This is a genomic window from Lentilitoribacter sp. JB5-8, from assembly GCF_055693385.1.
Genome location: NZ_CM146332.1, coordinates 2,961,135 through 2,987,183 on the forward strand (window position 1 = coordinate 2,961,135; position 26,049 = coordinate 2,987,183).

21 protein-coding genes are annotated in these 26,049 nt (G+C 46.2%); 12 read left to right on the forward strand and 9 right to left on the reverse strand.

All coding sequences use genetic code 11. From position 1 onward, the window contains the following. Positions 1 to 94: 94 nt before the first annotated feature. The 9 genes from ACZ1GZ_RS14475 (at position 95) to ACZ1GZ_RS14515 (ending at position 12,587) form a co-directional block, all read left to right on the forward strand. Positions 95 to 1,630 (forward strand): replicative DNA helicase, encoded by a 1,536-nt coding sequence (locus ACZ1GZ_RS14475; RefSeq protein ID WP_472665596.1) that lies wholly within the window; start codon positions 95 to 97, stop codon positions 1,628 to 1,630. Beyond that, the gene (alr, locus tag ACZ1GZ_RS14480; RefSeq protein WP_472665597.1) at positions 1,602 to 2,720 is read left to right on the forward strand and encodes an alanine racemase; all 1,119 of its coding nucleotides are present in this window, start codon (positions 1,602 to 1,604) and stop codon (positions 2,718 to 2,720) included. Before ACZ1GZ_RS14475 ends, alr begins: the two co-directional genes overlap by 29 nt. Before the next feature lie 75 nt (positions 2,721 to 2,795). Continuing rightward, positions 2,796 to 4,208: a DNA repair protein RadA gene (radA, locus tag ACZ1GZ_RS14485; RefSeq protein WP_472665598.1), complete on the forward strand. Its 1,413-nt coding sequence runs from the start codon at positions 2,796 to 2,798 to the stop codon at positions 4,206 to 4,208. A gap of 68 nt (positions 4,209 to 4,276) precedes the next feature. Continuing rightward, on the forward strand, positions 4,277 to 4,816 hold the full coding sequence (locus tag ACZ1GZ_RS14490; protein ID WP_472665599.1) for a CvpA family protein: 540 nt from the start codon (positions 4,277 to 4,279) through the stop codon (positions 4,814 to 4,816). A 40-nt stretch (positions 4,817 to 4,856) separates the two neighbouring features. Beyond that, positions 4,857 to 6,347, forward strand: a complete 1,491-nt coding sequence (purF, locus tag ACZ1GZ_RS14495; protein ID WP_472665600.1) for an amidophosphoribosyltransferase — start codon at positions 4,857 to 4,859, stop codon at positions 6,345 to 6,347. A 10-nt stretch (positions 6,348 to 6,357) separates the two neighbouring features. Continuing rightward, a complete protein-coding gene (locus tag ACZ1GZ_RS14500) occupies positions 6,358 to 7,098 on the forward strand; it encodes an SDR family NAD(P)-dependent oxidoreductase (protein ID WP_472665601.1) in 741 nt (246 codons plus the stop codon). 170 nt (positions 7,099 to 7,268) lie between these two features. Beyond that, positions 7,269 to 7,817, forward strand: coding sequence for a PadR family transcriptional regulator (locus tag ACZ1GZ_RS14505; protein ID WP_472665602.1), 549 nt, complete (start codon positions 7,269 to 7,271; stop codon positions 7,815 to 7,817). 13 nt (positions 7,818 to 7,830) lie between these two features. After that, on the forward strand, positions 7,831 to 8,970 hold the full coding sequence (locus ACZ1GZ_RS14510; RefSeq protein WP_472665603.1) for an efflux RND transporter periplasmic adaptor subunit: 1,140 nt from the start codon (positions 7,831 to 7,833) through the stop codon (positions 8,968 to 8,970). Beyond that, a complete protein-coding gene (locus ACZ1GZ_RS14515; RefSeq protein ID WP_472665604.1) occupies positions 8,967 to 12,587 on the forward strand; it encodes an efflux RND transporter permease subunit in 3,621 nt (1,206 codons plus the stop codon). Before ACZ1GZ_RS14510 ends, ACZ1GZ_RS14515 begins: the two co-directional genes overlap by 4 nt. Before the next feature lie 125 nt (positions 12,588 to 12,712). On the opposite strand, the gene pssA is transcribed toward ACZ1GZ_RS14515, so the two are convergent. The 5 genes from pssA to ACZ1GZ_RS14540 form a co-directional block, all read right to left on the reverse strand. Continuing rightward, the gene (pssA, locus tag ACZ1GZ_RS14520; protein WP_472665605.1) at positions 12,713 to 13,540 is read right to left on the reverse strand and encodes a CDP-diacylglycerol--serine O-phosphatidyltransferase; all 828 of its coding nucleotides are present in this window, start codon (positions 13,538 to 13,540) and stop codon (positions 12,713 to 12,715) included. A gap of 11 nt (positions 13,541 to 13,551) precedes the next feature. Beyond that, on the reverse strand, positions 13,552 to 14,250 hold the full coding sequence (locus ACZ1GZ_RS14525; protein WP_472665606.1) for a phosphatidylserine decarboxylase: 699 nt from the start codon (positions 14,248 to 14,250) through the stop codon (positions 13,552 to 13,554). A 91-nt stretch (positions 14,251 to 14,341) separates the two neighbouring features. After that, on the reverse strand, positions 14,342 to 16,228 hold the full coding sequence (locus tag ACZ1GZ_RS14530) for an ABCB family ABC transporter ATP-binding protein/permease (protein WP_472665607.1): 1,887 nt from the start codon (positions 16,226 to 16,228) through the stop codon (positions 14,342 to 14,344). A 45-nt stretch (positions 16,229 to 16,273) separates the two neighbouring features. After that, on the reverse strand, positions 16,274 to 16,576 hold the full coding sequence (locus tag ACZ1GZ_RS14535; protein ID WP_472665608.1) for an ArsR/SmtB family transcription factor: 303 nt from the start codon (positions 16,574 to 16,576) through the stop codon (positions 16,274 to 16,276). Between the two features lie 67 nt (positions 16,577 to 16,643). After that, positions 16,644 to 18,800: a LysM peptidoglycan-binding domain-containing protein gene (locus ACZ1GZ_RS14540; RefSeq protein ID WP_472665609.1), complete on the reverse strand. Its 2,157-nt coding sequence runs from the start codon at positions 18,798 to 18,800 to the stop codon at positions 16,644 to 16,646. 154 nt (positions 18,801 to 18,954) lie between these two features. Here ACZ1GZ_RS14540 and ACZ1GZ_RS14545 point away from each other — a divergent pair, with 154 nt between their 5' ends. Next, the gene (locus ACZ1GZ_RS14545) at positions 18,955 to 19,530 is read left to right on the forward strand and encodes an LOG family protein (protein ID WP_472665610.1); all 576 of its coding nucleotides are present in this window, start codon (positions 18,955 to 18,957) and stop codon (positions 19,528 to 19,530) included. Here ACZ1GZ_RS14545 and rarD read toward each other — a convergent pair. The 4 genes from rarD to ACZ1GZ_RS14565 all read right to left on the reverse strand — a co-directional run bounded on the left by rarD (position 19,519) and on the right by ACZ1GZ_RS14565 (position 24,465). Beyond that, positions 19,519 to 20,412: an EamA family transporter RarD gene (rarD, locus tag ACZ1GZ_RS14550; RefSeq protein ID WP_472665611.1), complete on the reverse strand. Its 894-nt coding sequence runs from the start codon at positions 20,410 to 20,412 to the stop codon at positions 19,519 to 19,521. The two genes, ACZ1GZ_RS14545 and rarD, sit on opposite strands and share 12 nt — an antisense overlap. A 7-nt stretch (positions 20,413 to 20,419) precedes the next feature. Next, positions 20,420 to 22,036, reverse strand: coding sequence for a citramalate synthase (gene cimA, locus ACZ1GZ_RS14555; RefSeq protein WP_472665612.1), 1,617 nt, complete (start codon positions 22,034 to 22,036; stop codon positions 20,420 to 20,422). Then, positions 22,033 to 23,451, reverse strand: a complete 1,419-nt coding sequence (gene cysS / locus ACZ1GZ_RS14560; protein ID WP_472665613.1) for a cysteine--tRNA ligase — start codon at positions 23,449 to 23,451, stop codon at positions 22,033 to 22,035. Before cysS ends, cimA begins: the two co-directional genes overlap by 4 nt. A gap of 219 nt (positions 23,452 to 23,670) precedes the next feature. Next, on the reverse strand, positions 23,671 to 24,465 hold the full coding sequence (locus ACZ1GZ_RS14565; protein ID WP_472665614.1) for an SOS response-associated peptidase: 795 nt from the start codon (positions 24,463 to 24,465) through the stop codon (positions 23,671 to 23,673). Positions 24,466 to 24,527: 62 nt separating this feature from the next. Here ACZ1GZ_RS14565 and ACZ1GZ_RS14570 point away from each other — a divergent pair, with 62 nt between their 5' ends. After that, the gene (locus tag ACZ1GZ_RS14570; protein WP_472665615.1) at positions 24,528 to 24,938 is read left to right on the forward strand and encodes an NUDIX hydrolase; all 411 of its coding nucleotides are present in this window, start codon (positions 24,528 to 24,530) and stop codon (positions 24,936 to 24,938) included. Between the two features lie 104 nt (positions 24,939 to 25,042). Next, positions 25,043 to 26,011: a DUF3179 domain-containing protein gene (locus tag ACZ1GZ_RS14575; protein ID WP_472665616.1), complete on the forward strand. Its 969-nt coding sequence runs from the start codon at positions 25,043 to 25,045 to the stop codon at positions 26,009 to 26,011. Positions 26,012 to 26,049 lie beyond the last annotated feature (38 nt).

Genomic DNA, 26,049 nt, shown 5'->3' on the forward strand with positions numbered 1-26,049 from the left:
TACCAGTTTGAGACTGTCCCAGAGCATCGACACATGTAACTATGTTCGCTACGACAGCGAAAAACCGAAAACAATAAAGAAGAATAGAACCTAAATGAACGACGCGGCACCTAGCATCACATCGATTGCCTCGAACCAAAATGCAGAACCAACCTATCGCGAAGCGCCGAATAACCTGGAAGCTGAGCAAGCACTTTTGGGTGCTATTCTGGTCAACAATGATGCCTTTTACCGCGTATCTGACTTCTTAAAAGCTGAACATTTTAACGAACCCCTTCATCGCAATATTTTTGAAGTCGCCGGCGATATTATTCGTATGGGTAAGACAGCCAACCCTGTGACAATCAAAACCTTTTTGCGCGCTGATGAGAAAATTGGTGATTTAACAGTCGCGCAATACTTGGCCCGTCTTGCCGCAGAAGCTGTGACAATCATCAACGCAGAGGACTATGGCCGCGCGATTTATGATCTTGCGCTCAGACGTTCACTCATCACAATCGGCGAAGATATGGTCAATATCGCCTATGACGCTCCGGTTGATATGCCGCCTCAAGGGCAGATTGAAGACACCGAGCGCCGCTTGTTTGAACTGGCTGAAACTGGTCGTTATGACGGTGGCTTTCAGTCTTTTAATGATGCCGTTGCCATTGCAATTGACCTAGCTGGTGAAGCTTACCAACGTGATGGAAACTTGTCAGGTATTTCAACTGGCATTCATTCCCTTGATGGTCGCATGGGTGGCTTGCAGCGTTCGGATTTGATCATCCTAGCGGGTCGTCCAGGTATGGGTAAAACCTCGCTGGCAACGAATATTGCCTTTAATATCGCCAATGCGTTCGAACCCGAAGTTCAAGCCGATGGCTCAACAACAGCTAAAAACGGCGGCATTGTTGGTTTTTACTCATTGGAGATGTCAAGCGAACAGCTTGCAACGCGTATCATTTCTGAACAAACAGAAGTTTCGTCATCCAAAATCCGACGTGGTGAAATCACCGAGGCTGATTTTGAAAAGCTCGTTGCTTGTTCTCAAATGATGCAAAAAACACCATTATATATTGACCAAACAGGTGGTATATCCATTGCTCAATTGGCAGCCCGCGCCAGACGCCTAAAACGCCAACGCGGTCTTGATGTATTGGTGGTCGACTATGTTCAGCTGATGACAGGTTCAAGCAAAAGCAGCTCGAACCGTGTGCAGGAAATCACGGAAATTACAACGGGCCTTAAAGCCCTTGGCAAAGAACTAAACGTTCCGATCATCGCCCTATCCCAGCTTTCCCGTCAGGTGGAAAGTCGCGATGACAAACGCCCGCAGCTATCGGATTTGCGTGAATCTGGATCCATCGAGCAGGATGCTGATGTGGTGCTCTTCGTGTTTCGTGAAGAATACTATGTTCAAAACATGGAGCCACGCCGCACGCCGGAAGAAGAGCGCGCTGATGTCCGTAATGAAGAATATCTTGCCTGGGAAGAAAAGATGTCGAAAGTTAAAGGCACTGCAGATGTGATCATCGCCAAACAGCGTCACGGTCCAACTGGCACAGTAAAACTTGGGTTCCAGGCTCAGTTTACGCGCTTCTCAGATCTTGCTGACAGCTCATATGACCAGTTTATTCAAAGTGAAGAATAATATTGGCCAAACAGTGCGGCTGAATATCGATCAGTCAGCGATTTCAGAAAACTATGAAACTCTGAAAAAGGCTTCTGGGTCTGCAACGTGTGGGGCAGCGGTCAAAGCCAATGGTTATGGCTGCGGTGTCGAGACTATTTCAAAAATATTGGCAAATGCCGGCTGCCGCCAGTTTTTCGTAGCTGACGCGCTTGAAGGCGCCAAGTTGCGTTCGGTCCAGCGCGATGCAGAAATTTTCATTCTCAATGGTGTTTTTGAAGACACAGTTTCAATTTTGGCGGAACATAACTTGATCCCCATATTGAATTCACTTAGCCAAATTAAACTTTGGTCTCACACAGGTGTTAGTAAACCTTGCGCCATCCACATTGATACAGGCATGAACCGTTTGGGTCTGCGCCCCAACGAAGCATATAACTGCCTTGATGACCTTAAATTTGTTCCAAAAATGTTGATGAGCCATTTCGCAAATGCCGACGATCCGGAAGATCCAAAAAACGCTACCCAACTTGAAGCCTTTTCTGCACTTGCTCAAAAATATGCGGGAATTGATGCAAGTATGGCAAATTCCGCAGCAACATTATCAAATCAAGCTTCTCACTTTCAGTTAACGCGCCCTGGCATCGCAATATATGGTGGAAATCCTTTTACATACCGCCCTAACCCGATGAAGTCTGTCGTCAAGGCCGAAGCGAAAATTATTGATATTCGTGAAGTTTTACCGGGTGAAACGGTCAGCTATGGCGGCACATTTGTTGCAACAGAAACTATGCGCATCGCAGTCTGCGGTGTTGGATATGCTGACGGTTACCCACGTAATGTCTCGGGGCAAGGTGTTCCCTTACGTGCACATCTTCCTAACGGTGCCAAAGGGTTTATCAATGGCGAAATGGTCAGCTGTATCGGCCGTGTCACCATGGATCTAACCATGTTTGATGTTTCACACTTGCCGCTAAACGCTGTCAATATCGGTGATTGGTTGGAATTGTTTGGCGATCAAATCACCCTTGATGACTTTGCACAACAGTCAGGCACTGTGAGCTATGAAATACTAACAGGTATTGGTCGCAGATACGGTCCATCCATCTGATTTCAAATAACAACTTGCCTAAATTCGCTGCCTATAGTAAATGAGAACAAAACATGAATATTTATGGGGTTTCTGTTGGCTAAATCACGCACACAATTTGTTTGTCAAAATTGCGGTACCGTTCATGCAAGATGGGCTGGTAAATGCGATGGCTGCGGTGAATGGAATACCATCGTTGAAGATGACCCAAAAGGTGGTATTGGTGGTGGGCCCGGTAAAACACCGAAAAAAGGCCGCGCCGTTGCGTTGACCACGCTCTCGGGTGAGATCGAAGATGCGCCACGCATTCAAACCAATATTTCAGAATTAGATCGCGTGACTGGTGGTGGGTTTGTCAAAGGTTCTGCCATCTTAGTTGGTGGTGATCCCGGTATTGGTAAATCAACGATCTTAATGCAAGCCGCCGCTGCGCTCGCGCGTCAAGGTAATAAGGTCATTTATGTCTCAGGCGAGGAAGCTGTTGCGCAAGTCAGGCTAAGAGCGCAACGACTAGGCGCATCGGATAGCGATGTCATGCTTGCTGCTGAAACCAATGTAGAAGATATTCTCGCAACACTTGCCGATGGGGACAAACCAGACTTTGTTATCATTGATTCGATCCAGACCTTGTGGAGCGATTTAGCAGAAGCTGCGCCGGGAACAGTTACCCAGGTGCGAACCGGTGTGCATGCGATGATACGTTTTGCAAAACAAACTGGAACTGCAATGGTACTGGTCGGCCACGTCACTAAAGACGGCCAAATCGCGGGGCCTCGGGTTGTCGAACATATGGTAGATGCGGTTTTATATTTTGAAGGTGATCGCGGACATCATTATCGGATCATGCGTACTGTAAAAAATCGTTTTGGCCCGACCGATGAAATTGGCGTTTTTGAAATGTCAGACAAAGGTTTGCGCGAGGTTGCGAATCCGTCCGAACTTTTCCTAGGTGAACGCAACACAGCAGCGCCCGGCAATGCCGTCTTTGCTGGCATTGAAGGCACACGGCCCGTTTTGGTCGAAGTACAAGCACTTGTCGCCCCCTCCTCGCTTGGTACACCTCGCCGCGCCATTGTCGGCTGGGATTCAGCGCGTCTGTCGATGATATTGGCTGTGCTTGAAGCGCATTGCGGGGTACGCCTTGGCAATCATGATGTTTATCTCAATATTGCTGGCGGCTATCGTGTCAGCGAACCAGCAGCAGATATGGCGGTGGCAGCGGCATTAGTGTCATCACTTGCAGCATCTCCATTACCCTCTGACTGCGTATATTTTGGTGAAATCAGTCTATCAGGCTCCATAAGGCCAGTTGCACAAACAGGTTTACGTTTGAAAGAAGCTCAAAAACTTGGCTTTGAAAGTGCAATATTGCCAAACGGCTCAGTCGACGTTCCCAAAAGTGGTGGGAATTGGCAACAAATCGATTCTCTAACCGAAATGGTGGCAAAAATAGCCAGTGGTTCCACTTCCGATAACCAAGATGTTGAAAATAACGGGGACGTGGGCTAAACCTTTATTGCTCTTGGCGCAGCAACATGCTAGCGGTGCGAAAAAATGCATTCCGGAGTTTAACGCGTATGCCTATTTATTTACTTGATGGAATTGTCATCGGAATTACCCTTGTATCTGCCATGCTGGCTATGGTGCGAGGTTTTTCAAGAGAAGTTCTTGCCGTTGGCTCTTGGCTAGCCGCAGCAGCTGCAGCTTTTTTCCTTTATCCACATCTTGAGCCATTTGCGTCTCAATACACATCATCAAAAGCACTTGCCGCAATCGGCTCTGCTGCTGCCATCTTCTTAGTTACACTTATTATCGTCTCCTATATCACCATGCGCATTGCTGATTTTATTATCGACAGCCGTATTGGTGTGCTTGATCGCACTTTAGGGTTTGTGTTTGGTGCTGCACGCGGCATTTTAATCATGGTTGTGGCAAATGTCTTTTTAAATTGGCTAATGCCAGCGGACAAACAACCCGATTGGATCGCACAGGCTAAATCCAAACCGATGTTGGATTCTTTGGGAACCAGCTTAGTCAATGCATTACCAGAAAACGCGGACACATCGATTATCGACAGTATACGCGGCAGCACAGAAACCGGCGATACAGACGCCTAGCCCAACATTTAAATCTAGAAGATATAAATTGGATTATAAAATGAAGCCCACCGATTTTTCGAAAACTGAATGTTCCCTCGATGAATCGGAGGATGACACGCTGCATGAAGAATGCGGTATATTTGGTATCCTCGATCACCCTGATGCGACAACGCTAACAGCGCTCGGTCTGCATGCACTTCAGCATCGTGGTCAAGAGGCAACCGGCATTGTTACTTTCGATGGCGAGAAGTTTCACTCCGAAAAACGCTTAGGCTTAGTGGGTGATCACTACACTGACCCGCGTGTTCTGAGCCGCCTACCTGGCAATATTGCAGTTGGCCATGTGCGTTATTCCACAACAGGTGGCGAAGGCCTTCGTAATGTACAGCCACTCTTTGCTGAATTGCAACAAGGCGGTATCGCAATCGCCCATAACGGCAATTTCACCAACGGTCTGACCTTGCGCGATCAGCTCATCTCCAGCGGCGCGATTTGTCAATCGACATCTGATTCTGAAGTTGTCCTGCATTTAATTGCCCGTTCATGGCATAAATCATCAGCTGACCGTTTTGCGGATGCGATATCCCATATCGAAGGCGGATACGCGATGCTTGCCATCACACGCACGAAACTTATCGCAGCGCGCGATCCAAACGGCATTCGCCCGTTGGTCATGGGTGAACTCGATGGCAAACCGATTTTCTGTTCAGAGACCTGTGCGCTTGATATCATTGGCGCAAAATTTGTCCGCGATGTCGAAAATGGTGAACTGATCATTTGCGAGCTACAGTCAGATGGAACTATCTCGATTGAATGCCGCAAAGCAACGACTAAAACGCCAGAGCGTCTTTGCTTGTTTGAATATGTATATTTTGCAAGACCTGATTCGATTGTGGGTGGCAGAAGCGTTTATCAAACCCGCAAAAATGCGGGTGTTAACCTCGCACGCGAAGCGCCTGTTGAAGCTGATGTTGTTGTACCAGTTCCAGATGGCGGCACACCAGCAGCGATTGGATACGCGCAGGAAAGCGGCATACCATTTGAACTTGGGATCATCCGTAATCACTATGTAGGCCGAACATTTATTGAACCAACGCAACAAATCCGCGCGTTGGGTGTAAAGCTCAAACATTCAGCTAACCAAGGCATTATTGCCGGCAAGCGTGTTGTGCTTATTGATGATTCCATTGTGCGCGGCACTACATCGATTAAAATTGTTGAGATGATGCGCGAAGCTGGTGCCAAAGAAGTGCATATTCGCGTTGCAAGCCCTGAGATTTATTATCCTGACTTTTATGGCATTGATACGCCTGATCGCGACAGATTACTTGCCAATCAGCATGAGACACTTGAAGATATGTGCAAACATATCGGAGCAGATTCGCTCAACTTTATCAGTCTTGATGGTCTTTATGATGCCGTGGGTGGGATTAAACGAGATCCCAAAAATCCACAATTTACGGACCACTATTTTACAGGCGATTATCCAACCCGCTTGCTTGATCAGGAAAATGTCCATCAGCTACAACGCGCTGAAATGTTAGCATAGGCCATCCAATATGAACGTAAATCTTGAGGGAAAAACCGCGCTTGTTACAGGTGCGTCACGCGGCATTGGCTATGCAACAGCGCTCGAACTTGCCAAAGCTGGTGCGCATATCATTGCAACCGCAAGAACCGTTGGCGGTCTTGAAGAGCTTGACGATGAAATTCAATCCGCAGGTGGTTCTGCCACGCTCGTTCCTCTTGATTTGAACCAGATGGATGAAATCGATAAACTTGGTGCGGCCATCAACGACCGTTGGGGTAAGCTGGATATCGTTGTCGCAAATGCTGGCATTTTAGGTGACATTACCCCTCTTAGCCATGCTGATGTGAAAAAGTTTGAAAATGTCATGAACATCAACGTAACAGCAACTTGGCGTCTCATGCGCTCCACTGAACGCCTATTGCGTCAGTCTGATGCAGGTCGTGTGATCATCATGTCATCAGGCGCACCTCATTCCTGTCGCCCATTTTGGGGGCCTTATGCGGCCTCTAAAGCTGCGGTTGAAAGCCTTGCTCGTGTGTGGGCTGCTGAACTTGAAGACACAAATATCGGCGTGACTTGTGTTAATCCCGGTGCGACACGCACACGCATGCGCGCACAAGCCATGCCGGGTGAAAAGCCTGAAACGCTCCCGACAGCGCAAAGTGTTGCGGAAAAACTCGTGCTATTGTGTTCACAAGAAATGCAGGAAACTGGAAAACTCTATGATGTTCGCCAGGATAAATTTCTTTCTTTCCAAAAACCTGAATAAAATTTCGCTCAGCTAAATCTCTTTTCAAACTTCTTACGTAACAGAAGTCAATAGAGTCATGTCTATTGAGCATATTCTTTTTCGATATATGTTTTTTAGATATTATTATTGCAAGACATATATCGAAATGATATATGTCCAAGTTACATATCCACTGATCGGGGTTTTGAATGAACATTAGAACACTATGTCTCGCCATTTTAAATTTTGGGCAAGCGACTGGCTACGAGATCAAAAAGATGTCGTCGGACACGCATTATGCCTATTTCGTTGATGCGAGCTTTGGTTCAATTTATCCAGCATTAAGTAAGCTGGAAGTTGAAGGGTGCCTAACGTCTCATGAAGAACGTGAGCCGGGAAAACCTGCTCGCAAAGTATATTCAATAACCGACAAAGGTCGCCTTGAATTGGTGTCTCATATGTCGGACACCCCTAAAAAGGATATATTCAAATCAGAATTCTTGTTGATTGCAATGTGTGCGGAAATGCTTGACCGCAACACCGTTAAAAAGGCGATCGACAATCGAATTTCTCAACTAGAAGAAGAATTGAAGTTTATCAAAGATTCCTGCGACGAGACCCAACATGCTGGCACAAAATGGATCGCTGATTACGGCTATTCATGCCAGGAAAACAGTCTCAAATATCTGGTCGAAAATAGAGAAAAATTAGAATCACTCGCGCAAGTGTCCTCCCAAGCACTTGAGCCAGCACAATAATATGGAGTAAATCATGGCCTTCGGTTTAAAAGGTTCTCATATCGTCGCAATGCTCATCGCAGGCGGCGTCATCGGATGGATGTTGCAAGGCGACATCATTGTTGGTGGTCAAGAAAACTCGGAAAATGCAACCCCTCCTCCTGCTGAACGCGCAAGTGCGTCTACCGCTCTGCAGCAGGTGCGCTATGTGAGCATTACGCCGCAAGAGCGCGAGCAATCACTTTCCTTGCGCGGCAGAACAGAAGCAACTGCCGTGGTTCAAATTCGTTCGGAAACAAATGGCGTTGTTGAAAAGCGTCATGTGAACAAAGGTGATTTTGTAAAAGAGGGCGATCTTCTTTGCAGCTTAGATGCAGGCGTAAGACAATCTGCCATTCAGCAAGCTAAAGCATCGCTAGAACAGGCCGAAACCGACTTTGCGGCCAATGAAGAGCTGAAAAAGCAAGGTTATGCGACCAATTCAAGATTGCTTGCACTGCAAACCGCAAGAGATGCCGCCAAAGCGCAGCTCGAGCAAGCTGAACGAGAAATGGAAAAAACTGAAATCGTCGCAAAAGCATCTGGCATTGTCCAAGATCCTGTAGCTGAAGTTGGAAACTTACTAAATTCAGGTGATGTTTGCGCAACTGTGGTTCAAAACAATCCAATGAACTTCATTGGTCAGGTTTCAGAAGCAAAAGTCAGCGCAATCAATGTCGGTGACAACGCTATGGTTCGCCTCGTATCGGGCCAAGTGGTTACAGGCGCGATCAAGTTTATCTCCCCGACAGCAGATGCACAAACACGCACATTTAAAGTTGAAATTGAAATGCAAAATGATGATGGCGTGTTGCGAGATGGTATAACAGCCGATGCAGCTATCGCGCTTAAATCAGATGAAGCTTATAGCGTTCAATCGTCCTGGCTCACACTAAGTGATGAAGGTGACGTGGGTGTTCGCGTCATTAACGCTGCGAGTATTGTTGAATTTGTTCCTGTGCGAATTCTAGCTCAAACACCTGAAACAATGTGGGTGAGCGGTCTAACACCTGGTTTAAAAATCATCACCCTTGGTCAGGAATATGTCACTGCAGGACAAGAAGTCATTGCAGTTGAACAGACAGCACAGACACAAACTGGGGCACTGCCTAACAATCTGGAGAAAAACTCATGATTGGTGCACTTCAAGCTATTATCTCAAGGCCGAAAACAGTCCTGACATTGATGATCGTCCTTGTTGTTGCAGGGATAGCGTCATACCTCAATGTTCCAAAAGAAGCGAACCCTGATATTGACGTACCGGTCTATTTTGTAACCGTGTCACAACAGGGTATCTCCCCGCGCGATGCGGAACGCTTGCTCGTTAGGCCCCTTGAAACACAATTGCGTGGGTTAGATGGGCTCAAAGAGCTTACTGCGATTGCCAATGAAGGCGTTGCGGTTGTAGTTCTCGAATTTACCATCGATTCGGACAAAGACACGGTATTAGCGGATATTCGCGATAAAGTGGACAAGGCAAAAACTGAGTTTCCTGCCGATGCAGACGAGCCAAACATTGCTGAAACCAACTTTGCGCTACAACCAACAATTATCGTAACGCTTTCTGGTCAGGTGCCAGAGCGGACATTAACGCGCCTTGCAACACGGTTATCTGATGAGATTGAATCTATCTCTACAGTTCGTGAAGCAACATTAAACGGTAACCGTGAAGAAGTCTTGGAAGTAATCCTAGATCTTTCCAAGCTTGAATCATACAACATCACGCAAACCGAACTTATCAATGCAGTTCGTCTTAATAACCAGTTGGTTCCAGCGGGCTTCATTGATGACGGTCAGGGTAGATTTAACGTTAAAGTACCGGGTCTTTTGGAAAATGCGCAGGATGTGTATTCCATTCCGATTAAGCAAAATGGCGAAGGTGTTGTAACCTTAGGCGATGTTGCGCAAATTCTGCCAACATATAAACAAGCCTCCAGCTTTACCCGTGTGAACGGTGAACCTGCGATCTCAATCTCTGTTGTAAAGCGTATTGGCACCAACATTATTGAGAACAACACAACTGTTCGCGAAGTTGTTGGTGAGTTTACTAAAGACTGGCCTGAAGGTGTTAAAGTCAACTTCCTGATTGACCAATCCAGCTTCATCTTCGAGGTGCTTGGATCACTGCAATCTTCTATCATGACAGCGATTGTTCTGGTGATGATCTGTGTGGTTTGGGCGCTTGGTATTAGGTCTGGACTACTTGTGGGCTTGGCGATCCCAGGTTCATTCATGGTCGCATTCTTGATCGTAAGCATGCTTGGCATGACCGTGAACATGATGGTGATGTTTGGTATGGTGATCACCGTGGGTATGCTGGTGGACGGCGCCATTGTGGTGACCGAATATGCCGACCGGAAAATTACCGAAGGCATGGAACCCGCTGAGGCCTATAAGCGTTCAGCAAGACTAATGTTCTGGCCAGTTGTATCATCAACGGCAACGACACTTGCTGCATTCCTGCCACTTCTCTTGTGGCCGGGCGTACCAGGTGAGTTCATGGGCTACTTGCCGCGTATGGTGATTATCGTGCTTGCTGCATCTTTGCTGACAGCGCTGGTATTCCTGCCTGTAACAGGGACATTGTTTGCACAAATTTCAGCAATCATCGCACGATTTGCAAAATACATCGTTGCAGTACTGGTCATGGCAATTGTCGCTGTTGGCCTTGTGGGTTCACCAGCATTGGCAGATTTTGCTGAACCAGTGAAATATCCAATTGCCGCAGCTGCTGCGATCGGTGCAGGTCTCATTGCAGCGCTGATTTTCTCGTTCGTTTCGAAAAGAAAACGCGATGAGGAAAAAATCGATGAAAACGCGAAAATGTTGTCGGCTCAGGCAGAGTTGGATTTGAAGAAACTCTCTGGCTTCACAGGCTTTTATGCACGTTTCCTCAACATCTTTGCTGGCAATATTTTCGGTAATATCGTGGTGATCGCCGCCGTTATAGGAATGACAATGTTCTCATTCGCATACTTCGGTGCAAATAACCAAGGCGTTGAGTTCTTTGTTGATGAAGAGCCAGATGTTGCCATCGTTTTGGTGTCAGCGCGCGGTAACTTATCAGCAACTGAAATCAGAGACATCACAGCAGAGGTTGATAATCGTATCCTTGCCATCCCTGGCATCGATAACACGGTTATGTCTGCATATGCTGGTGCAGGTGGTGCTAGCGATCCGATCGGTGGCGTACAGGATAAACCTGCTGACACAGTGGGTGAAATCACCATCGAACTCGCAGATTTCTGCTGCCGCCGAAAGGCTGTCGATATCTTTGAGGATATCCGCACACAAACAGCTGATATTGCTGGTATCCGTGTTGAAGTTAAAAAGATCGAAGGTGGCCCGCCAACAGGTAAGGATGTGCGTCTTCAGGTTAAGTCAACAAACTATGACGACATGGTGGCAGCTGTAGGTGAAATCCGTCGTTATTTCGATAGTCAGGAATTGCTTTCTGAACAGGAAGATGGTCGCCCTCTTCCAGGTATTGAATGGCAACTTGATGTCGATCGTGTTCAAGCCGGTCGCTATCAAACGTCCATCTCTGAAGTTGGTGCAATGGTTCAATTGGTCACCAATGGCGTGATGATTGGTAAATATCGTCCTGATGATTCAGAAGACGAAGTTGAGATCAGGGTACGTTTACCTGAAGGGCAAAGAACTTTGGACGAATTTGATCAAATCCGTCTAAACACACCCAATGGTCAAATTCCGATCTCAAACTTTGTTACTCGTGAACCAGTTGAGAAAGTATCTTCAATTGTTCGCCGTGACGGCCTCTACGCAATGGATATTAAAGCCAGCGTTGCCAAGGGTGCGCAGTTCGAAGGACGTGATGCAACACCAGATGATGCAGTTGGCGTTATTCAAGAATGGCTGGACACACAAGAATGGCCATCAAACGTCTTCTTAAAGTTCCGTGGTGCAGATGAAGAACAAAAAGAATCAGAGGCATTCTTGGGCAATGCTGCCATTGGTGCGCTGTTCATGATGTTCATTATTCTACTGACACAGTTCAACTCCTTCTACCAAACGATCATTACGCTTTCGACTGTGATCTTGGCGGTATCAGGCGTGTTGATCGGTATGGTGCTCACAGGACAGAAGTTCTCCATCATTATGACGGGTACAGGCGTTATCGCGCTTGCCGGTATCGTTGTGAACAATGCGATTGTTTTGATCGACACTTATAACCGGATGCGTGAAGATGGCGTGAAAGATATTCGCCAGGCTGTTATTAAAACGGCAGCTCAGCGTTTACGTCCGATCTTGCTCACCACCGGAACAACCATTCTTGGTCTGATCCCAATGGCGTTGCAGATTAACTTCAACTTCTTCACGCAGACAACATCTGTTGGCGGTATCACATCCATCTGGTGGGTGCAGCTTTCAACTGCGATCATTTCCGGCTTGGCATATTCAACTGTGCTCACGCTGATCATGATCCCTACTTTGCTTGCCTTGCCGCATAACGCGTCTCGCATCTTTAGCTTCCGCGCTAATCGTAAGCAAAGGCTCAGCGATAAAGCGGCAGCTTCAGCTGCACAAGCGCCTGCCCCAGCGCAGGTAGATGCTAGCCCAGAACAGGTAGAAGAGAGCCCAGAAGTGGTTGAAACCGCGCCAGAACCTGATCAGGTTGAAGAGGTTGCGGCAGAAGCCAAGCCTAAAGTTAAACGCCCTCGCAAGAAGAAGGTAGCTGCACAAGTTGCAAATGAGAACATCGATACACCTCATTCAGAAGCAGCAGAATAAGAAGTGAAAGAATAGAGCTTAAACCCCATAGGCTCTATGAGACCCGTCACTTCAAAAAAGGGCAATCTGGTTTTCACCGGATTGCCCTTGTTTTTTTGCCGTCTGCTTCAAACGATTTATGTAAATTACTTTTTCGTCTTCTTGTTCAGCGAGATATTATCATCAACGGGTGTTGAACGAGATCCATATCGTTTGGACCACGAATAGGCTCCTATTGGTAGTGAAACCAAATAACAAATCGACGTGAATGCCATTGTTTGCCAGGTGAATGTCACAAGCAGCCAAACATATAAGACAACAATCAAAATAAGTGGCAAGAACCAATCTCGACGAACGCCCTGCCCGATCTCCTTGCCGGAGAAAACAGGAACCCGGCTAATCAGCAAGAATGCGATGATCATTGCATAGATGGTTGAAATAACCGCATATGATGTCGACGCTTCTACACCCAAAAAACCAAGATAAACGGGCAATAAGACCAATAGCGCACCCAATGGTGCTGGCACACCTAAAAAGAATGCATCCTCCCAGGACTGACGCTCCTGCCGTTCCAGCATAACATTAAACCGCGCTAGACGAAGCGCATTAGCAATTGCATAAAGCAATGCAGCAACCCAGCCAATGGAAGGTGCCATATGAAGAATATATGCATGAAGCACTAAGGCTGGTGCAACACCAAAATTGATCACATCAGCGAGGGAATCAAGCTGTGCACCAAAGTTTGTTTGGGCCTTTAACAACCGCGCAACGCGGCCATCAATTCCATCCAAGAATGCTGCGATCAAAACCATGATGACAGCAAGTTCAAATTTACCCTCATAGGCGAGCCTAATCCCGGTCAAACCGGCACAGACAGCTAAAACGGTAATGATATTGGGAATGAGAAGTCGCCGTGGTATTTCACGAAAACGCGGTCCACGGTCTGAATCATCTGCCCCAGAATGATTATCCATATAGTTCCCCATTAATCCCTGCGGCTCACAACTGGCCCCATATCCGAACCAAACTCAGCAAGTACAGTTTCACCAGCTATAGCAGTTTGCCCCAAAGTTACCAATGGGCGCGCATGCGCGGGTAAAAACACATCTAAACGCGATCCAAACCTGATAAGACCAAAACGTTCGCCAACATCTAGATGGTCAGCAGCTTTTGACCAACACACAATGCGCCGTGCAACCAGACCAGCAATCTGAACAACACCGATATCGCCGTGCTCTGTTTCAATTACTAATCCATTGCGCTCATTATCGGTGCTCGCTTTATCGAGTTCTGCATTCAAAAAGTCGCCTTTTTGGTAATTGACCAATTTGATCTTACCTTCCATCGGCGCACGATTAACATGGCAGTTAAACACATTCATAAAGACAGAAATGCGCCACATCTCTTCATCACCCAAATCGAGCTCTGAAGGTGGCACCATTTTAACAATGGAGGACACACGACCATCTGCTGGGCTGATCGTCCAATTCTTCTCAAGCGGTGTTAGTCTTTCCGGATCGCGGAAGAAATATGCACACCAAGCGGTGAGGAGCAAACCAATCCAAAATAGCGGATCAAATAACCAACCCAATATGACCGATGCCACAAAGAATATTGCGATAAACTTGTAACCCTCTGGGTGGATAGGAACAATTGTGTTTCTGATGCTGCTTGCGATGCTCATTTTAAGCCCTGTTTGATTGTTTTTTCACTTAGCTAACTGCTAAATGAAATATATGCAATCTAGAACAACAATTTGAGAGCTAGAAGCGGAATTATTCCGCAATTGGTGTCGTTTTATTCCGCTTTATGATGCCAAGGTCATCGCTTTCATGAACGCGCTTGAGATGTTCTTCCGCTTCAGTGGCTTCGCGCTGGCGATCCCACATCGATGCATAAAGACCTTTTTGCGCGAGCAAATCCGTATGCGTTCCTTTCTCAGCAATCACGCCATCTTTCAACACAATGATCTCATCGGCGTTAATTACGGTTGATAATCTGTGCGCAATGACCAGCGTTGTTCTGTCTTTAGACACAAAATCCAGTGATGCCTGAATTTCCTGCTCGGTTGCAGTATCAAGCGCAGAAGTTGCTTCATCCAAGATCAAAATTGGCGGCGCTTTTAAAATTGTTCGTGCTATCGCAACGCGCTGTTTTTCGCCACCCGACAGCTTTAATCCACGCTCTCCGACCATCGCATCATAACCTTCAGGCAATGATTTGATAAAATTGCCGATCTGCGCCATTTCCGCAGCATCACGCACTTCCTGTTCTGTCGCGCTTGGACGTCCATAGCGAATGTTATAAGCAATCGTATCGTTAAACAGCACCGTATCTTGCGGCACCATACCAATAGCCGCACGCAAACTGCGTTGCTCTACGTCTCGAACATCCTGGTCATCAATAGTAATCTTGCCCGATTGCACGTCATAAAAACGGAACAATAACCGTGATAAAGTAGACTTCCCTGCCCCTGACGGCCCCACAATGGCGACAGTTTTACCCGCAGGCACATCAAAGGAAATGCCATTTAAAATCTGTCTGTTTTCATCATAGGCAAAGTGAACATCATCAAATTTGATCGAGCCTTCCTGAATATCGAGCTTCTTGGCATCCGGCGCATCTTCAATTTCTGCTTCAATCTCAAGCAGATCAAACATCTGTTCAAGATCGGTCAAACCTTGCCTAATCTCACGATAAACAAACCCAATAAAATTCAGTGGGATAGAAAGCTGCATTAACATCGCATTTATATAGATAAACTCACCCAGCGTTTGCTCACCACGCTGCACGGCAAGCGCCGACATCACCATCATGATGGTCATTCCAACACCAAAAATTGCGCCTTGCCCGAAGTTGAGCCAACCTAAAGACGTCCAAACTTGTGTCGCTGACTTCTCATAGCTTGCCATAGATTTATCAAATCGTTTGGCTTCCATCTCTTCATTGCCGAAATATTTGACAGTTTCGAAGTTTAAAAGTGAATCAATGGCTTTGGTATTGGCATCCGTATCGGAATTGTTCATGTCGCGTCTGATTTGAATACGCCAATCACTCGCGCGGATCGTAAACCAGATATAAAACCAAACCGTGACCGCGGTGACCGCAACGTATGATAGGCCAAACTTGAACAGGAAGATGAGCGCAACAAGTCCAAATTCAAGCACGGTTGGTGCCATGTTTAAAATCGTGAAGCGAACAATGGTTTCAATACCTTTGGTTCCACGTTCAATAATGCGGGAAAGCCCACCTGTGCGGCGTTCTAAGTGAAAACGAAGCGAGAGCTTATGCATATGAACAAACGTTTTAAACGCCAATTGTCGAACGGCGTGCTGCCCAACTTTTGCAAACAATGCATCGCGCAACTGGTTAAAACCCCATTGCAACAATCGCGCTGCGTTATAAGCAATAACCAGCATCACAGGTGCGAGTAAAAACGGTGAAATAGAATTAGATTCTAACGTGCCAGTCAGCGCATCTGTCGCCCATTCCAAGATGCTTGGAACAATGACCAAGATAACTTTAGAAAGAACCAGGAACCCAAGTGCTATGACGACGCGGCGCTTTAGATCTGGTCTGTCAGAAGGCCACATGTAAGGCCAGAGATTTTTCAACGACTGATAGGGATTACCGTCATCGGCTGAAACTATTTTCTTATTCATAAATTATCGCTACCTAAAAAATTGACACAGTCAACCGCATTGCAGTTAGCTGTCGCACCCCTTGCAGCAGTCTTTAAACATGTGGTCGAGTTCCTTGGAGAGTTGTGCAAACTCCTCGCGGTTTATCTCATACCAAGACGCCTGTTTTTCCATTCTAAAAAAGACAAGATCTGCTTTTAATAGTGTTTTTAAATGCTGAGATACCGTTGATTGCGCAAGATCCGTTGTGCCGACTAAATGTTTGACGCAACAGGCATTTTCATTCGCCAATTGTCGTACAATTTTAAGTCTTGCAGGATGCGCGAGAGCCGCAAGCTTGACCGCTTGCCTTTCAATATCTACCGACATTATTCACCTTTCATCGTATATCGACGATATACGATGAAAGTTTCATGGTCAACATGAATGATGGGTACTATTCAAGACCCAAACGCTGTCTGTGCAATTGCTCAGCATTTTCCAAGGCTTCTTCAGGCACTTCAAAAATCTGACCTGGTGCAATCTTATCTGGGTTTTCAATCTGCTGCTGATTGGCAAGATAAATCGTTGTATATCTCACACCCGCACCATAAGTTCGGCGCGCGATCTGCCACAATGTATCACCACGGCGAATGATCACAGATTGACTGCTGGCAGGTTGCAACTCATCTTGAACAATCGTTTTTGGCTCACTCGCCTGATTGTCATTTGCCGCAGCAACAGCTGTTTTTTCCTCTGTAGCGCTTGCGGTGCCTTCTGCCTGTTCAGTCGCGCTTGAAGATGTATCAGTGCTCGTTGATGTATCTGTTGCAGCTGTAGATGTCACTTCAGCTTCTTCAGATTTCACCATCTCTTCTTCTTTCGTCATCGTCTCTGATGAGGCAGCGTCAGATGATGTCTCAGCCGAAGCTGCTTGCGCATCAGTATTAGATGCTGAGGCTGTTTCAGTCGCTGAATTTGTATCCGCAGCTTTAGGCTCTTCTTTGACCATCGCAGTTTCAGTTGACTTATCTTCAACAGGCTTTTCGTCAGTTTCAGCAGTATCATTGGATGCTACAGCTGCAAGGGCCTGACCTTCTGGACGATTAAACGGTACAATTGCACGCAAGATCACTTGGTTAGTCTGCTTATCTTCAAGCGCAGCAGTGATTTTGTGCTGACCAACGTCAAGATCTTTTGTCGCTTCAACAATAAAGCGTCCATTGCTTTCAATATTAGCAAGTCCAACTTCTTCATCATCGGCAAACACCCGCACCTGATAACCTGCAGTACCTGAACCGGCGACGAATAGCTTACTGCCCTCAACCTCAACCGCTTCAATACGCACATTTTGCGAAGGTGCTTTTGGTTTTTCTTCAACTGCTGGCTTTTCTGCAACAGGCTCGGCGGTCTTGGTTTCCATTTTTTCTTCTTGCGGCTGCTCATTCGTAGCTGCGGCTTGAGACTCACGTTGCGTGTCACTGGCTTCGCTATTTTCAGAGGTAAGCGCAGCAACTACATTTTCAGTTCCCTCGACAGCCTTCTCTGCAGTTTCTTCAACAGCAGCTTTTGCTGTTTCCATCGCTTCCTCGGTCTTTTCCATAACCTTGTCAGCGGCGTCAGCTACTTCTTCCGTTGCTTTTTCCATAACTGTTTCAACCGCATCTTTTGCATCAGCTACAATTGTTTCAGCTTCACTGGTCGCAGCTTTTACTGTTTCATCATTGGTGACATTGCTGGCAATCTCTGCCGCTTTCTCTTCAACAGCAGTTTTTGCTTCTGTCGCCGCTTCAGCAATTTTTGTTACGGTTTCAACAGCGCTTTCAGTTGCATTTTCAACGACTGTTGCGGTTTCTCCAGCTTCCGCTTGTGCGCTTTCAGTAACGTCAGCGGCTTTCTCAGCCACTTCTTCAGTCGCAGCCGTTGTGTTCTCAGCAACTTCCGCTGTCGCAGTAGGCTTCTCTTCCGTTGCGCTTTCAGCGGTGGTCAACGCTTCTTCAACCGGCGCAGTTTCTGGCTGAGTGATAATTCGGCTCGCTTCGCCTGGTTTTTGAACCATTGCTAGCAACTGACCACTTGCATCTTCAGGCACTGATACGATTGCCGTTTCTTCAGATGTTAATGATGTACCATTTTCATCTTCAACTTTAAGCGATAATTGGTAATCACCAGAATTAAGCGCCTCATCAAAGATAACCACAAAATCACCGGAAGGACCGACATCTGTTTCCGCGATCATTTCTTCGCCATTCATAATTTTAAGCGAGGTATTTGGTTGGCCACGCCCTGCAATCACCGTCGAACCATCTGGCTCAACTCGTAACAAATCAAAGGCAGGCATTACCCAATCAGCGGTAGGCGATGCAGCTTCTTCGCTTGCGGCTGGTTCTTGCTCTGTCGCTGTCGCTACTTCTTCCGTTTGAGTTTGCGTTGAAGCATCATCAGTTGCAGCAGCCACGCTTTCCTCTTTGACTGCTTCATTACTCGCAGCTGGTGCGCTCACCTCAACAGGTGCGTCTTGAGACTTTCGGTTTTCCAGAACCACATAGGTTCCGATGCTACCAACGATAAGAACACCAGAAAGTGTCGTCAAAATTGCTTTTACATTCAGCATTAAATTCTCCAACCAGCGCAAGCCGTGCGCAAACCCTTTTGTTCATAATTAACCATTTTATTCAATAGACACAAGTATTGATAATCAAAGCATAAATTGCCAGATTATTAGGCAGTTCTTGACGTACAATTCTCAGTTCTATTCAATAAAATTTATGACAAATTCTAACCAAACGATTCGATCTATTTGCGTGTATTGTGGTTCTCAAACTGGTGCGGACCCTACGTTTAAACTAGCGGCTGAAACACTCGGCACGTCCATTGCCGAAAATGGCTTAAAACTCATCTATGGCGGCGGCACTTATGGCATTATGGGAGCCGTTGCAGATGCCGCTTTAAACGCTGGAGGGCATGTCACGGGCATAATTCCAGAGTTTTTACTGGGGAAAGAGGGTGATGTTGATCGAATTGGGCATTTAACAAGCTCAATCATCACAAAAAACATGCATGAGCGAAAACACAAAATGTTTGAGCATGCGGATGCATTTGTCACTTTACCGGGGGGCATTGGCACGCTTGAAGAGCTAACAGAAATCATGACATGGGCGCAGCTGGGCCGACACAAGAAGCCTATTGTCATTGCAAATATCAATGGTTTTTGGGATCCGCTCACAAAGCTCATTTCACATATGAGCTCGCAAGGCTTTATTCATACCCAACATCTGGTTCAGCCAATAGTTGTTAATAAAGCGGAAGAAATTGTGCCGAGTATTTTAAAGTCAGCTGGGTGATTTTTTCACAAGCGTATAAGCAAAAACACTCATCGCAATCCAAATCAATACAAAGGCGAGCATTTTAATAGAACTAAAAGGCTCGTCGAAAATCAACACCGCAACCAGAAATATGATTGTGGGAGCGATAAACTGCAATACGCCCAATGACGACATACGGATTAAGCGCGTGCCATTGGTAAAGAGCATAAGCGGGACCGCAGTTGCCGCTCCGCAAAATAGCAACAAGGCGATATCAAACGGTACTGTCTGACCAAAGTGGCTGCTACCATCAATCGTCAACCATCCCACAATGACCAACGACGGGATGAGCAAAATTAGAACTTCAAGCATGAAGCCTTGATTTGCGCCAATGGGAAGGGTTTTGCGCAAAAACGAATAAATGCTCCATGAACCTGCTAAACCAAGTGCAACAAGCGGCACACTGCCCGCATCCCAGGCCAAAATCGCCACGGCTACGGTGGCAATCGCCGCAGAAATTTTGTGTCCCGTACTGAGTTTTTCACCCAAAATTGTAGCGCCAACCAAGATCGCAACAAGCGGTGTGATGTAATATCCCATTGAAGCTTCAACAGTGCGTTCAACCGATATAGCCCAAACGTAAATGCCCCAATTAATTGAGATTAAAAACGCGCAAATAACCGCCATACCTAAAGTTCTAGGTGATTTAAATGCAGCCTTTATGTCAGCTGTTCTTTTGGTGTAAATCAAAATCGCCGCTACAATCGGTAATGACCAAATCACGCGATGCGCAACGACTTCCACTGCGGGAATATGCTCCACAGCTTTCAGTAAAAATGGCAGCAATCCCCAAAGCACAAAAGCACTTGTGGCATAAAATAAACCAAGCGGTGTGTCTTCTTGTTGTGGTTTTTGTGACAAAAGCGACCTATTCTGCGGCGACTTGGCCGGCAAGGCTTCTATTTTTCATAAGCTTAAAGACAATAGAATCCATCAAAGCCTGGAAAGATGCATCTATGATGTTATCCGAAACGCCAACGGTCCACCAACGGCGCCCCGTGCCATCACGAGATTCTATCAATACTCGGGTGATCGCTTCTGTACCACCATTTAGAATACGCACTTTATAATCCACCAATTCAAGATCGGAAATTTCGTTCTGATATTTTCCAAGATCTTTGCGCAAAGCCTTATCGAGCGCGTTAACCGGCCCCTGCCCTTCAGCAACAGACATAGCTTCGTGACCATCAATATGCGCCTTAACAACAGCCTCAGAAACAGTTTTGAGATCACCATTAGCGTCAAACCGGCGCTCAACCATAACCCGGAAACTCTCAACTTCGAAAAACTTGGGAACACTGCCAAGTGTTTTAAGAGCCAGTAATTCAAAAGATGCATCAGCACCCTCATAGGCATACCCAATGGCTTCTCGCTCTTTTAAGATCGAGATCAACGTATCAAGTTTAGGATCTGATTTTTCAACAAAAACACCGCGACGCTCCAAAGCATCAATGAAGTTTGATTTCCCGCCTTGATCAGAGACCATCACTTTCCGCAAATTACCGACGCTTTCAGGTGGCACATGCTCGTAGGTTTTAGGATCCTTGAGCAAAGCAGATGCATGAATTCCCGCTTTCGTCGCAAAAGCTGACGCGCCAACAAAAGGCGATTGTGCCTCAGGTGATCGGTTGAGCAATTCATCAAATGCGCGCGAAACTTCGGTCAAACTTTTAAGCTGGCTGTCTTTTATGCCAAGTTCAAATTGATCTGCGTAATATGGCTTGAGCGAAAGTGTCGGAATTAAAGTAACAAGATTTGCGTTACCACAGCGCTCTCCAATGCCATTTAGCGTGCCTTGTATTTGGCACACACCTGCTTCAACAGCAGCCAACGAATTGGCAACGGCTTGGCCAGTATCATTATGCGCATGAATGCCCAAATGATCCCCCGGCACACCTGCCTCAATTAATTTTGCAACAATATCAGCAACTTCATTTGGCTGCGTGCCACCATTGGTATCGCACAACACAATCCAACGTGCACCACTGTCAAATGCTGTTTTTGCGCAAGCCAAGGCGTAGTCAGGATTTGCTTTAAAACCGTCAAAGAAGTGCTCGCAATCCACCATCGGCTCTTTGCCAGCTGCGATCGTCGCCTTGACGCTATCTTCAATCGTCTCCAGGTTTTCATCATTGGTGCAGCCTAAAGCAACACGAACATGATAATCCCAGGATTTGGCAACAAAACAAACCGATTGACCAGAGGCTTGCAACAGCGCTGCAAGACCTGGATCATTAGATGCTGAAACCCCTGCACGCTTTGTCATCCCAAATGCTACGAAAGACGCATTTTGCGTTCTTTGTTTTTGGAAAAACGCCGTATCTGTTGGATTAGCTCCAGGATAGCCACCCTCAACATAGTCCACGCCAAGTTCATCAAGCATGTTCGCGATGCTGATTTTGTCTTCTAATGAAAAATCTATACCCGGGGTCTGCTGACCGTCACGTAAAGTGGTATCAAAAAGGAAGAGCCTACGTTTACTCACCGCTCCATCTCCCAAGTTGTCACGCGTTCGCCGGTATCAGGATCCTTACCGTCTTTAAGCAAAACACCCATTGATTTCAATTCATCGCGAATTTGATCTGCCTGTGCCCAGTCTTTATTGGCAAGACATTCAAGTCGCTGCGCTACTTTTGTTTCAATGTCAGAAGATGTGTCATCTGAAATGGCTTCCGCAACCGGCAACAGGCCCAAAAGATCCGCGCTTGCAGCAAATGTTGCTGCTGCTTTATCGCTTTCATGCGCTTTACCAGCAAGCGTATGGATCGCTTGAATTGCATTGACTGTGTTTAAATCATCCAGCAAGGCATCCATAACAGATTGCGCAACCGCACCATTAGTATTTTCAACCGTTGGCCACTTTTTCCAAATCGCTTCCGCTTCTTCTAATCTCTTAACCGAGAAATCAATCGGCTCACGATAATGCGTCATCAACATAGCAAGCTTAAGAACTTGGCCCGACCATTTACGTCCACCAAATTTGTCGGTCGTCATCAACTCAGTGATGGTGACAAAGTTACCATCAGACTTAGACATCTTGCGCCCTTCAAGCTGCAAGAAACCATTGTGAAGCCAAGTATGCGCCATCTTATCTTCGCCATGCGCGCAGCAAGATTGTGCAATTTCATTTTCATGATGTGGGAAAATCAGATCAAGCCCACCGCCGTGGATATCAAAGACCTCGCCTAAATGTTCGCGCGCCATCACAGAACATTCGATGTGCCAACCGGGACGACCTTTAATATGATGCGCGTCTCCATTATCGGTAAAGTTTGCATCCCAACCAGGTTCAGAATCAGAAGATTCTTTCCAAAGCACAAAGTCACCTGAATTTCGCTTATGATCCTCTACTGCAATGCGAGCACCAGCTTTTTGATCTTCAAGTTTGCGGTTGGATAACGCACCGTAATTTGGCATGGACTCAACGCTAAACAAGACCTCCCGCCCTTGCGTACCTTCGGCAACATAGGCGAAACCTTTATTGATCAAATCCTGCGCCATTTCGGCCATCGCAGTCACATATTCAGTTGCTCGCGGCTCAATATCCGGTGCTAAGCAACCGAGTGCTTTCACATCATCGTGGTATTGCTTGGTGGTTTTTTCTGTCACCTTCGCAATAGCATCATTTAATGGTAACTGCGGAAAATCGCGCAGAGCACGTGCATTAATTTTATCGTCAACATCGGTAATGTTGCGCACATAATTGACATGCTTTTCACCATAAATAGCGCGGAGCACACGGTTTAACACGTCAAAAACAATTACGGGTCGTGCATTACCAATATGTGCAAAATCATAAACAGTTGGACCGCATACATACATGCGGACATTTTGTTCATCGATTGGCACAAACTCTGATTTATTCCGTGTCAGAGTGTTATAAAGTTGCAATGATCCCATAATCATCAATCCCTCAAGCGCAGCTCAATAGCAATTCCGGCCCGTAGCCCAGTCGTTCAATTGTCATGTAAAAGGAGACGAAAACGGCCAGACCAGCGAGACGCTAGCTAATAATGCCGCAAATAATGATAGCAGTTACGCTGTTTTTCGTATTCATAACTCCCTTATGCCGCGCAAAACGCTAAGGGTCAAGAACATATTGTGTTCTTTTAGCTTAAATCAAAACAGATCCATCTGCCCGGAATTAGATGACTTCTGCGCCGCCTTTTTCTTTGGCTTTTCCACCGGAGTTTGCGCAAATGCGAGTTGCTCAGCTGTCAAAGCCTTTTGAATATCGGGCCCGGTATTAGCAACTTTATTCACCGCATCTGAGACCGCGATAGCCTCAAAATAGTCATCATCCGCCGGTTTCATCAAATGAGATACATGCCTTGGTTCTTGCGTCTTACAATCGAGCCATTGAGAAAAATCCTCAGGATGAATAACCACAGGCATGCGATGATGAACTGGCGACAATGTGTTGTTGGCCGCTGTTGTTAAAATGGCAGCGGTATCAACTTCGGAGCCATCTGGCGACGACCATGTTTCCATTAAGCCCGCAAATGCAACGATCTTGCCATGTTTTGGACGCACCCAATAGGCCTGCGACTTTTCTTTTGAGCCTTTTGGCGGGCGCTTCCATTCATAAAACCCAGATGCCGGCACCAATACACGGCGATGACGCATCGCAGCTTTAAAGGATGCCTTGCCAATCGCCGTTTCACTGCGTGCGTTGGTTAGAAGCGGAAAATCTTTCGGATCTTTCACCCAGGTAGGGGTAAATCCCCAGCGAACCAGCATGGCCTTTCTATTAGGAAGATTTGAGCCTTTCGCACTCGCCCCACCCTCAATAATGATCATAACCGGTTGCGTGGGTGCAATATTGTAACGTTCGGGAAATTGATCTATTTCCAGAAGAGCAAAAAATTCTGCGATCTCATCAGGACTCGCTGTAAGTGAAAACCGACCACACATAGCTAAACTTTGTCAGAGGTTTAAATGTCCGGTCAAGTTTAAAGATAAAAACTGGTCAAAATATGCAAAATGAAAACTACGAATATAAACTTGGCGCATCGGCAATAGTTGTCTCAAAGAACAAATACTTACTTATTCAGCGCGGCAAAGAGCCCTCAAAGGGCATGTATTCATTTCCCGGCGGGCATGTCGAACCAGGTGAACAATTAGAAGCCGCTGCAATTCGTGAATTATTAGAAGAAACTAACCTTAAAGGACATAATGCGAGAGCATTCGCCCAATATGATTTGGGTGAAAAAATACCACGCTTTAAGCTGCATGTCTTTTTGGTAGATGTTGCAGATACAAATGGCGCTGTCGCTGGCGATGATGCCGCAGATTTAGGCTGGTATACATTTGAAGAAGCAAATGCCCTTCCACTGACCAATAATGTTGCCGAATGCCTCAAAAGGCTTGAATTTGGTTCAAACTAGATAATTTACTGAAATTTGGGACTTTAGCTCAAGATAATGTGATCTAAATTGTTTAGAACTGAATAAATTATTGCGTCATAATTCTGCCAAAAGGAGATTTTGGCATGAAACGCACCACTCTTACGCTGTTTATCACGCTTATTATGGGCATCACACATGCCGCAGCTGATCCAAATTTCTGGAAATTTGAATGGCCTCGAACAGACTTTTCAAAAAGCTCTGTAGACTTTGTTGATATTTTATCCGGCGGCCCTCCGAAAGACGGAATACCTTCCATTGATGATCCGAAATTTTGGCCTGTGGCAGATATTAAAGGTTTGGAAGAACACGAACCTGTCATCAGCGTCACAATTAACGGCGAAACAAAAGCCTACCCCATTCGCATTCTCACCTGGCACGAAATCGTCAATGATACAATTGGCGGCACACCCGTTGCTGTAACCTATTGCCCATTATGCAATGCCGCAGTGGTATTTGATCGCAGAATTCGCGGCGGTGTGACTGAATTCGGCGTTAGCGGCAAGCTACGCTATTCTGATATGATCATGTATGACCGCGTGACAGAAAGCTGGTGGCAGCAATTCACCGGTGAATCCATTGTTGGCAGCTTACAAGGTGAGAAGCTAAAAATCCTACCATCCAGAACAGAATCTTGGTCACGCTTTGCAAAGCGCCATCCTAATGCGGATGTACTGGTGCCCAACGATACATTTCTTCGTCAATATGGCACAAACCCATATGTAAGATATGACACTGCTAATCGTCCATTTTTGTTCAATGGTGAATTCCCGGAAGGTATTCCTCCACTCGCATATGTAGTTGCGGTTAAAGATGGTGATAAGCCCTTCGTGATCTCACTTCAAAAGCTTCGTGACGAAAAAAAGGTTGAACGTGAAGGCATTACTTTAACATGGACGGATGGAACACGATCCGCGCTTGATTCCCGGCAAATTGCAGAAGGTCGTCAAATCGGCAATGTTATTGCAAAACGGGGCGATGAAGACATCGCCTATGATCTAACATTTGCCTTTGTCACACATGCATTTATGCCTGATGTGCCAATTGAGCAATAAAATCCATCTGATTGGTATTTCAACACATTTGAATTTAA

What these genes read in the sequence shown, in the direction of transcription:
- ACZ1GZ_RS14475 (WP_472665596.1), top strand. Translation starts at nt 95, where the DNA reads ATGAACGACGCGGCACCTAGCATCACATCGATTGCCTCGAACCAAAAT.
- alr (WP_472665597.1), top strand. Translation starts at nt 1,602, where the DNA reads ATGACCAGTTTATTCAAAGTGAAGAATAATATTGGCCAAACAGTGCGG.
- ACZ1GZ_RS14490 (WP_472665599.1), top strand. Translation starts at nt 4,277, where the DNA reads ATGCCTATTTATTTACTTGATGGAATTGTCATCGGAATTACCCTTGTA.
- purF (WP_472665600.1), top strand. Translation starts at nt 4,857, where the DNA reads ATGAAGCCCACCGATTTTTCGAAAACTGAATGTTCCCTCGATGAATCG.
- ACZ1GZ_RS14500 (WP_472665601.1), top strand. Translation starts at nt 6,358, where the DNA reads ATGAACGTAAATCTTGAGGGAAAAACCGCGCTTGTTACAGGTGCGTCA.
- ACZ1GZ_RS14505 (WP_472665602.1), top strand. Translation starts at nt 7,269, where the DNA reads ATGAACATTAGAACACTATGTCTCGCCATTTTAAATTTTGGGCAAGCG.
- ACZ1GZ_RS14510 (WP_472665603.1), top strand. Translation starts at nt 7,831, where the DNA reads ATGGCCTTCGGTTTAAAAGGTTCTCATATCGTCGCAATGCTCATCGCA.
- ACZ1GZ_RS14515 (WP_472665604.1), top strand. Translation starts at nt 8,967, where the DNA reads ATGATTGGTGCACTTCAAGCTATTATCTCAAGGCCGAAAACAGTCCTG.
- pssA (WP_472665605.1), bottom strand. Translation starts at nt 13,540, where the DNA reads ATGGATAATCATTCTGGGGCAGATGATTCAGACCGTGGACCGCGTTTT.
- ACZ1GZ_RS14525 (WP_472665606.1), bottom strand. Translation starts at nt 14,250, where the DNA reads ATGAGCATCGCAAGCAGCATCAGAAACACAATTGTTCCTATCCACCCA.
- ACZ1GZ_RS14530 (WP_472665607.1), bottom strand. Translation starts at nt 16,228, where the DNA reads ATGAATAAGAAAATAGTTTCAGCCGATGACGGTAATCCCTATCAGTCG.
- ACZ1GZ_RS14535 (WP_472665608.1), bottom strand. Translation starts at nt 16,576, where the DNA reads ATGTCGGTAGATATTGAAAGGCAAGCGGTCAAGCTTGCGGCTCTCGCG.
- ACZ1GZ_RS14540 (WP_472665609.1), bottom strand. Translation starts at nt 18,800, where the DNA reads ATGCTGAATGTAAAAGCAATTTTGACGACACTTTCTGGTGTTCTTATC.
- ACZ1GZ_RS14545 (WP_472665610.1), top strand. Translation starts at nt 18,955, where the DNA reads ATGACAAATTCTAACCAAACGATTCGATCTATTTGCGTGTATTGTGGT.
- cysS (WP_472665613.1), bottom strand. Translation starts at nt 23,451, where the DNA reads ATGGGATCATTGCAACTTTATAACACTCTGACACGGAATAAATCAGAG.
- ACZ1GZ_RS14565 (WP_472665614.1), bottom strand. Translation starts at nt 24,465, where the DNA reads ATGTGTGGTCGGTTTTCACTTACAGCGAGTCCTGATGAGATCGCAGAA.
- ACZ1GZ_RS14570 (WP_472665615.1), top strand. Translation starts at nt 24,528, where the DNA reads ATGCAAAATGAAAACTACGAATATAAACTTGGCGCATCGGCAATAGTT.
- ACZ1GZ_RS14575 (WP_472665616.1), top strand. Translation starts at nt 25,043, where the DNA reads ATGAAACGCACCACTCTTACGCTGTTTATCACGCTTATTATGGGCATC.